Here is an 8467-nt window from a genome sequence, read left to right on the forward strand (position 1 = left end):
AGAGGCGAAACGCTGATAGTTATCGACGAGCCGCGCCGCTAGGACCATACGCGACGACTCTTAAATTTATAATAGTTGTCACAATGATTGAACCATGAACGGTACGCCCCTGCGGTGTATCCGCCATTATTTCGCGACCATTATCGATACGCCCTTACGAGGTCAGTCGATCTGCAAACCGCCGGAGATCTTCAAAGCCCACCTTATGTAAACGTCATCAACTTCGCATCAGCAGCCCGCAACTGATGGTAGAATGATCGCGCGGGCTGTGGCCCGCATCTGCATACTGGAAAAGGAGTCTTTTCGTGGCAATCTATCGCACTATGGTTCGCGGCAAGATTCACCGTGCTACCGTTACCGCCGCCGACCTGCACTATATAGGCAGCATCACTGTTGACTCGACACTGCTGGAAGCGGCGGATATTCTGCCCTTCGAGCGCGTGCAGGTGGTAGATGTCACCAACGGTAATCGCCTTGAAACCTATACGATCGCGGGAGAGCCAGGCAGCGGCACGATCCAGCTCAACGGCGCGGCAGCCCATCTGGTCAATGTCGGCGATCTGGTGATCATTATGGCCTATGCGCAGGTAGAAGAGCCGGTGCCTGAGGGCTGGCAGCCGAGCGTCGTGCTGGTCGACGAGCACAATACGATCACCGATATCCGGCGGATGCGCCCGCAGGGCGGTCTGACCGGCTGCTAGCTCAGCCGCCTGCTCTGATCTCGCGCTTCCCTCAGAAGCGACACGCCAGGGAGGTGGTGATGACTCGCAGCGTCTTAAACGGCACGCTCTGGATCGTCTCGGTGCTATTGGTGGCATTTGCCTTAGCAGCATGTGGTGCAGTTATGACCGATCCTTCAGGACAGGGCGCGAACAGCGCCGACACGCCCACGCACGGCCCCGGCGGCTCAATCGATCCCGACGCTCCGGTCAGCAACGTGCCCGGCCAGAGCAGCGCCGATAGCGGTATCGGCAGCGGCGTGGAGGGTCGCGTGCTCGACGCCTCCGGCAACCCGGTGGTCGGCGCGGTCGTGGTACCTCAGTCGCACGATAGTCCGCCGCATGCTATCCCGGAGCTGGCGGTGCTGACCAGCGGCGACGGACGGTATCAGTGGCCGCTCCCACCGGGCAGGTACACCTTCACCGTCCACCACGACGCCTACGCGCCGACGACCAGCGAGCTGGTCACGGTCACGCAGGGCCAGCCGATCACCCTGGACATAACGGTACGCAAGCGCTAGGCGGAGAACAAAGAACGGGCGCACCCGGCACACAAAGAACAAACAAACGACATTCCCCTTGCCTGCGCAGCGGGAGCGGCGGTGCGGGCCTGGAACTTGGAACTCGAAGCTACGTGCTCCCGGCGATCTGCCGCACCGTCGCTAGCGTGTCGATCTCAGCGGCGGACTTGTCGCGTCGCCAGCGCACGATTCGCGGAAAGCGCAGCGCGTAGCCGCTCTTATGGCGCGGAGAAGGCTGGACGCTATCAAAGGCGACTTCCAGCACGATCTCAGGCTCGACCAGCCGCACGCGGCCAAAGTCGCGGATGGTATGCTCGGTAAACCACTCGGTCAACTCCTGAATCTCGGCGTCGGTCAGCCCGCTGTACGCCTTGCCGACGTTGAGCAGCTCAGGATCATCCGTCGAGCGACGAACCGCGAAGGTATAATCGCTGAGGAAGCGCCGCCGGTTGCCGTTGCCGACCTCAGCAGCCGTCACCACGACGTCGAGCGTCGCCAGCGCCTTTTTGACCTTGAGCCACTCGCGGCCCCGGCGTCCGGGCTTGTAGCGCGAGTCGGGGTCTTTGACCATCAAGCCCTCGTTGCCGCGCGTCCGCGCCTGCTCGAAGAGCCGGTCGATCCGATCGATGTTCCGGATCAGCAACTGGAGCGACGGCATGATCGTGCCCGATACCACGCCATCCAGCGGCTGCTCGCCGCCGTAGGGCCGGATCAGATCTTCCAGCCGCACGCGCCGCATATAGAGCGGATCGTCCAGCAGCACCGCGCCGTCCTGATACAAGATGTCGTAGGCGATAAAGATTGTCGGCGTTTGCTCCATGATCTCGGCGCTGACCTCTTTGCGCCCCAGCCGCGCCTGCAACGCCTTGAACGGCAAGATCCGCCCATCCCGCGCCGCCAGGATCTCGCCGTCGAGCACCCACTCGCCGGGCAGCTCGGCCAGCGCCGCGACAACCTCCGGGAAGCGATGGGTGATCTCGTCGAGCGTGCGCGAGTAGAGCGCCACACGCTGGCCCTGCCTGTGCGCGTGTGCCCGAATGCCGTCGTACTTATCCTCGACAAAGAACGCGCCCTCAATATTCTTGCGAATCTCCTCCGGCTCGGCGATCGGCGATGCCAGCATAAACTTCAGCGGATGAAACAGCCGCATCTGGGCCTCGTCCAGGCGCTCGTGCCGCGCCAGCAGCGCCGTCTCGCCAATATCGCCGATCAGCATGTTGGCGCGCTGCACCTGCGCCACCGGCACCGCAGCCGCTCTGGCAATCGCATCCTCGACCAGGCCCTCCTGTAGCCCGATCCGCAGGTCGCCGCCCAGCATCAGCTTGATAAAATACACGCCTTCGAGCGGCGTCATCTGCCGAAGCGCCGCGACGATGATCGGCAGCTTCTTGGAGGGGCCGCGCGCCGCGTGCAACTGCTCGTAGACCGCCATCAGGTCGGCCAGGGTCAGCGTCGGGCGGGGCGCGACATGGCCCGGCAGTAGAACCTGGGCCGCGCGCCCGGCCTCGCCATGCTCGACCACCAGACGGCTCCACACGTCGGGAGCGGCCTCCGTGAGCGCCAGCACGGCATCGCGCACCACAGCGCCGCCAACGCTGAGCACGCGCTGGTCGGCCAGGGGAAAGGGCGTGCCCGCAAAGAAGCGCGCCGCCAGGAGCAGATCGGCGTCGGAGAGCTGCGCGAAGAAGGTCTTGAGCAGCGCTGCTTTTTCAAGTTTTTTGGTTGTTGCGGCAACCTGCTCGCACACATGGGCGAATTCAACAAAGAGCATCGTTTTCTTTCCTCGACATATGCGTGAGGTGATCATAGCAGAGCATCGATTGTCGCACGACAACCACCGGCAGCAACGTGTATGCCAGCGCCATACCGCAGCGCTCGTCATATACCATAGCTCGCACTATTGTGCCACGCAATAGGCCGTTAGGACAAGATTCTACACGACTCCTGATGCTCGGACGCGCCGGGCAGCCCCGTAGCGGCGCTGCGTGTGCTATACTCCGTGCAGAAAGGCTGAGCAGTGGGCTAAAACATGGCGACGGTGATCGATCTGCTACGGCATCTCGGAGAGCACGCCGCGCCGGATGGCGATAACGCCCTGGCGGGGCCTGTCACGCTGCCCGGCGTTACCGACTCGCCGCTGGCGCTGCCGCTGCCGCCCGCGCTGATCACCGCCTGGACGCGGCTCGTCGGCAGGCCGACGCTCGGCCATCACGCGCTGGCGCTCTCCGCCGCGCAGACTCAGCACTCGGTCGCGCTGATGGGCCACGGCTCGTCGCCCCACGACGATCTGCTGCTCCTGACGCTGAGCCAGCTTCAACGCCAGCCCACGCCCGCGCTGCTCTACATCGCGCCACATGACGAGACGACATTTCGCTCAAGGCTGGTCGCGCTCGCCGAAACGCTCGGCATCCGCTGGCTCGACGCCGCCCAGCCGGGCGGGCGCATCACCCAGGCACAGCTTATTCTCGCCACGCCCTCGGATCTCCACCGCCGGGTGCTGCGCTACCACGATCGCGCCTGGCGCTGGCTCTGGCCGCAGCTTCGCTTCGTCGCGCTGCCTGCGCTGCACGGCTACACCGGCGCGGAGGCCGGGCATCTCCACTGGCTGCTGCGGCGCGTCGAGCGGCTGACCGCGCACACGCCGCTGCAACTGCTGGTTTCGCTGGCGTCGGTGGCAGATGTCGGCGCGACGCTTGGCCGCCTGCTGGATCGTCCGATGCAGGTTGTCGCCGCGCCCGACGGGCCGAGTCATAGCACGCTGATCGCGCTGTGGCGCTGTGGGAGCGACCGCGCGGCGACGGTGCTGCGGCTGGCCGGACAGCTCACCGCCCGTCGTCTGGCGATCACGGTGGTAGGCCGCGATGCCGAGGAGACGGAGCGCCTGCGTGGACTGGCCGCCACCAGCGGCATCGCTCAGGTCGATGATGCGCGCGTCGCGATCGTCGCCGGCATTCCCCGCGCGATCGACGACCGCCAGAGCTTGCTGCGCTCCGGCTATCGGCTGCTGATCTTGCTGGCTGGCGGCGAGCCGCACGAGCTGCTCTTTGCCGCGCAGCCCGATGTGCTGCTCAACGCGCTGCCGTACTGGCCGCTGGCGAACAGCAATCCCTACGTCGTCGCGGCGCACCTCACCTGCGCCGCCGCCGAGCGTCCGCTGGAGGAGGCCGAGATCGATCGCTGGGCCGTGCGCGAGCTGCGCGACCGGCTGGTCAAGAAAGGAACGCTCCAGCCGCTGCCGAGCGGCGATCTGTGGCCGATCGCGCCTGAGATCGACGATCCGTACGCCGAGGTCGATCCGCGCGCGATTGGCGGCCCGCCGCTGGTCGTCTTCGATCCGCAGGGCAAACCGATCGCCACGGTTCCGCCCGCGCTGCAGGACCGCTGCACACTGCCCGATCAGGTCTTCGTGCCCGGCCTGCGCATCGTCCGTCGCGACGAGTCCCGCCAGACGATTCAGCTTGCCCCCGATCTGGCCGAGCGCGCGACCGTGGTGCTGACCGAGACGAGCGTTCATGTGCGCGAAGAGCTGGCCGCGCGCACGATTCGCTTCGGCAAGCAGACCGCCGATCTGATCAAGGGCAAAGTCTTGGCTACACAGCAGATCGCCGGGCTGCGCGAGCTACGGCCAGACGCTCCAGAGCGACGGCTGCCGACAAACGCACCTGAGACGCAGTGGCTCGCATCCGCCTGCTGGATTCCAGTGTCCGGGCCGGTAGCAGATCCGCAGGCGATGGGCTGGGCGATCACCCAGGCGCTTCCGCTGGTCGCGCTCGCATCACCGGCAGCGCTCGCGCCCGCCTACGCCGCCGAGCAGCAGCGGCTCTACCTGATCGAAACCGAGCCGGGCGGTGTGGGCATCGCCGATTGTGTCTATAGCCAGTTCGAGCGGCTGATCGAGCTGGCCTTGGAGCTTGCCAGAGCGTGTGCCGCCCGCCCGGTCTACAAGCGTCTGGCGACGGCTGAGATGGCCTGGATCAGTCGGCTGTACGATCCCGCCGCGTCGATCGAAGTGGAGCAGCCGCAGCCGGTCGCGGTTCCAGCCAAAACGCCGCTGCCTGTCCCGGCGATTGCACAGCCAGCGAAAGCGCCGCTCCCGGCCCAGGCTATCCCACAGCCGAGCGCCCGCCCGCCGGGGCCGGTCGAGAAGCCAGCGCCGCAGCTTCAGCCGAAGCCCACGCCAGCGGAGCCGCCCAAGCCGCAGCCACAAACCAGCGCCCGCCCGCCGGGGCCGGTCGAGAAGCCAGCGCCGCAGCTTCAGCCGAAGCCCACGCCAGCGGAGCCGCCCAAGCCCCAGCCGAAGCCCACGCCCGCTGTGCCAGCGGAGCCGCCCAGGCAGCCCGCACCAAAGCCGCAGGTCGCGGATCGCGCACCACGGTCTACACCGCCCACGCCAGCGCCCGCCTCACCAGTGCGACCGGCAGCGCAGCCGCGCGCGGATCATAGCGCTGCCGATCGAGAGCGTCCAGCGCTCGCGCCGGTGCCGCAGCGCCCCCAGGTGGCCGATCAGGCCGCGCGGACGGATCGACCGATTGAGGCCAGACCGCCCGTGCAGCAGAGCGCGCCGCAGCCGGAGACAACGCGCCCTGCGCCTGCTAAGCCGGTAGCCGGTGAGCAGCCGCTACCGACCGCTCGACTCGCAGCGGTCTATACCGCGCCGGAAAAACCAGCGCCGCCCGCCGCAACGCCGATCGCGGCTGCCAGCCTGGAGCAATCTGTGCCGCAGCCGGAGATTGCAGCGGAGCCGGAGCCAGCGCCGAGCGCCGATACGACCAAGCCCGCGCCGCCGACTCCCGCCGTAGCACAGCCCACGCCGCAGCCAGAGGTGGTCGAAGCCGCGCCTGCGATGGCCGCAGCCGCGCCGCAGCCAGAGGGAGTCGAGCACGCAGCGCCGCCCGCCCCGCCCGCCGAGCCTCTCGCCGCCGCGCCCGCGCCGACACCGCAGCCCAGGCCAGCCACGCGATACTATCGCATCGAAGATCTGTTGCCGCCGCTGGAAGACGAGGATGAGGGAGAGGCAGCGCCCACGGAGCGCGAGCAGCCGATCCAGCCCGGCCACGAGGAGCAGCCCGTAGCGGCCACGCGCAATGGACGACCAAAGCCGCTCGACGATCGTGCCGCCGCGAGAACCGAGCCGCCGCCACAGCGGACAGCGCCACCTGTCGCCAGTCCAGCGCGCACAAATCCGCCTCACACGACGAATGACGCCGCTCGATCGCCGACGGATGAGCGCCCACGCTCCGAGCCATCAGCGCCGCGCCCACGCTCTGAGCCGCCGAGCCGCCCACCGCAGCCGAGCCGCCAGCGAAGCGAGCCGCAGCGCCCGTTTTCGCATCGGTCGCCGGTGCGGCAGCACGCGCCGAACACGCCCACGCCCAAGCCCGACCAGCAGCGACCGAGTCCGCCGCCATATCAGCGACGCGGGCCGCAGCAGCCGCAGCCCACCAGCGATCCAGCGCGGCGACAGCCGCCCGCCAGCGAGCGCCGCGATCGAGATGATAGACCCGCGCGGAGTCGCCCGTCGAATGCGCCGCGCCCGCAGGAGCGCGCCCGGCAGCCGTTCAATCACGCCCAGCCGCCCGATCCTCAGCCGGAGCCGGAAGCCGACGTCCATGCGATGATCGAGCGCATGCGCCGCCTGCGTCAGGAGCGCGAGGCAGCGCAGCGCCAGCCCGCGCCGCGCGTCGAGCAATCCGCCCCCGATGAGCCTGCGGAGCTGCGCTTTCATATCGGCGAGCGCGTCCAGTGCCTACCCTATGGTATCGGAACGGTGCGGTCCAGCAGCATTAGTGGCGGCCGAGAGCAGGTGATCATCGAGTTCCCAGAGCATGGCGAGATCGAAGTCGACCCGGCGCTGAATCTGATTCGGAAGCTCGGCCCAGGCTCAAAGGCCGACCAGCAGGATGTGGACGAGATGGGCGAAGCGTAAGCACCAGCTACACGGCATGCTCGCGCTGCGGCAGAGATTGAATCGCCGGAGCCTGTTCAGCTTCGCCCGCGAGCGCCGTCGCCGCCAGCAGGATCAGCGCGATCCAGACCAGATCGGCCAGCAGCAGGTGGACAAGCTGCATCCAGATCGGTGCCAGCAGCAAGACGTTGACCAGTCCTGCCGCCAACTGCGCCACGAAGAGCGCGACGATCATGCGGGCAAAGCGCCTGGTCTGGACATTGGGCCGCAGCACGCTGACGCAGCTTGCGGCAAACAAGAGGTACATGCCCAGCCCTACCGCGATCGTCGGATGGAGCACCCGCAGACGCAGCAGCAGATGAGCCGTCGGCGAGAAATCCTGTCGCAAGCCCTCCGCCAGCGATGACGCCGGAAAGAGCGTATCGCCCAGCGCCGTGATCGCGCCGCTCACGCCAAGCACGAGCATGCCGACGATGCCCGCGCCGAGCAGCAGCGCCACGGTTCCCTGCCCGCGCAGCCGGATCGCCTGTCCTCCGGATGCCCACCAGGCGGTGAGCGTCAGCGCGCCCAGCAGCAGGAACGTGTTGAGCAAATGAACGGCCATAAAGAGCGCGCGGGCCATCGAGGCATTATCGGCGACCAGCATAAACAGCACCAGCCCTGCCCCGACCAGCGCCTCGGTGATGATGAAGAACGTCGAGAGGAACGCGCCCAGCCGAACGGGATGGCCGAGCGGCGATGCCCGGAAGGCCCAGATCAGCAGCGCCAGCACCATGATCAGCGCCAGGCCGCTGCTCAGTCGGTGGGTAAACTCGATCAGCGTTTCGATCTGCGGATTGCGCGGGATGATCTCGCCGTTGCACAGCGGCCAATGGCTGCCGCAGCCAGCGCCGGAGCCGGAGGCGCGCACGTATGCCCCCCACAAAATGATCGCCAGATTATAGGCTAATACCGTCCAGGCGTACGTAGCGAGTCGCGTTAATTTCATCCGTTTTACTTGCCTTATCTAGCACTGAGTTCCAGGTTCCGAGTTTCCGGTTTGGTGTGCCGGGTGCCCATGCAGGTGCCCATGCCAGGTGCCATGCCGGGTGCCCTCTGGGGCTGGCACCCGCCTGGCACCCGCATGGCGCCCTTCTTGGTTCTTTCGTTTGGTTCTTAGTTTTCCTGGCCGCGAGCGATCCAGGCATTCAGCACGTCGCCGTGCTCCTGATAGTGCTCGTAGGTATTGCCAGCGATTAGCTCCCAGATCGGTCGCCCGATGATCCGCTCAAAGCCCTGCGGATCGAATAGATCGTGCTCCGAGTACGCGCCGGTTGCATCGA

The 8467-nt window shown here is 66.9% G+C and carries 5 protein-coding genes; 3 read left to right on the top strand and 2 right to left on the bottom strand.

Going from position 1 to position 8467, the window contains the following annotated elements; translation table 11 throughout:
- The first annotated feature begins 305 nt into the window (after positions 1 to 305).
- Both panD and VFZ66_06700 read left to right on the top strand, forming a co-directional pair.
- Positions 306 to 701: an aspartate 1-decarboxylase gene (panD, locus tag VFZ66_06695; protein HEX6288861.1), complete on the top strand. Its 396-nt coding sequence runs from the start codon at positions 306 to 308 to the stop codon at positions 699 to 701.
- A gap of 59 nt (positions 702 to 760) precedes the next feature.
- The gene (locus tag VFZ66_06700) at positions 761 to 1240 is read left to right on the top strand and encodes a carboxypeptidase regulatory-like domain-containing protein (GenBank protein HEX6288862.1); all 480 of its coding nucleotides are present in this window, start codon (positions 761 to 763) and stop codon (positions 1238 to 1240) included.
- Between the two features lie 109 nt (positions 1241 to 1349).
- On the opposite strand, the gene VFZ66_06705 is transcribed toward VFZ66_06700, so the two are convergent.
- Entirely contained in the window at positions 1350 to 3011 is a 1662-nt protein-coding gene (locus tag VFZ66_06705; GenBank protein HEX6288863.1) for an ATP-dependent DNA ligase, read from the bottom strand.
- Between the two features lie 258 nt (positions 3012 to 3269).
- Between VFZ66_06705 and VFZ66_06710 the strand changes: the two genes are divergently transcribed.
- A complete protein-coding gene (locus tag VFZ66_06710; protein ID HEX6288864.1) occupies positions 3270 to 7166 on the top strand; it encodes a hypothetical protein in 3897 nt (1298 codons plus the stop codon).
- Between the two features lie 7 nt (positions 7167 to 7173).
- On the opposite strand, the gene VFZ66_06715 is transcribed toward VFZ66_06710, so the two are convergent.
- Positions 7174 to 8133, bottom strand: a complete 960-nt coding sequence (locus tag VFZ66_06715; GenBank protein ID HEX6288865.1) for a COX15/CtaA family protein — start codon at positions 8131 to 8133, stop codon at positions 7174 to 7176.
- Positions 8134 to 8467 lie beyond the last annotated feature (334 nt).

The sequence above is a fragment of the Herpetosiphonaceae bacterium genome (assembly GCA_036374795.1).
Lineage (GTDB): Bacteria > Chloroflexota > Chloroflexia > Chloroflexales > Kallotenuaceae > LB3-1.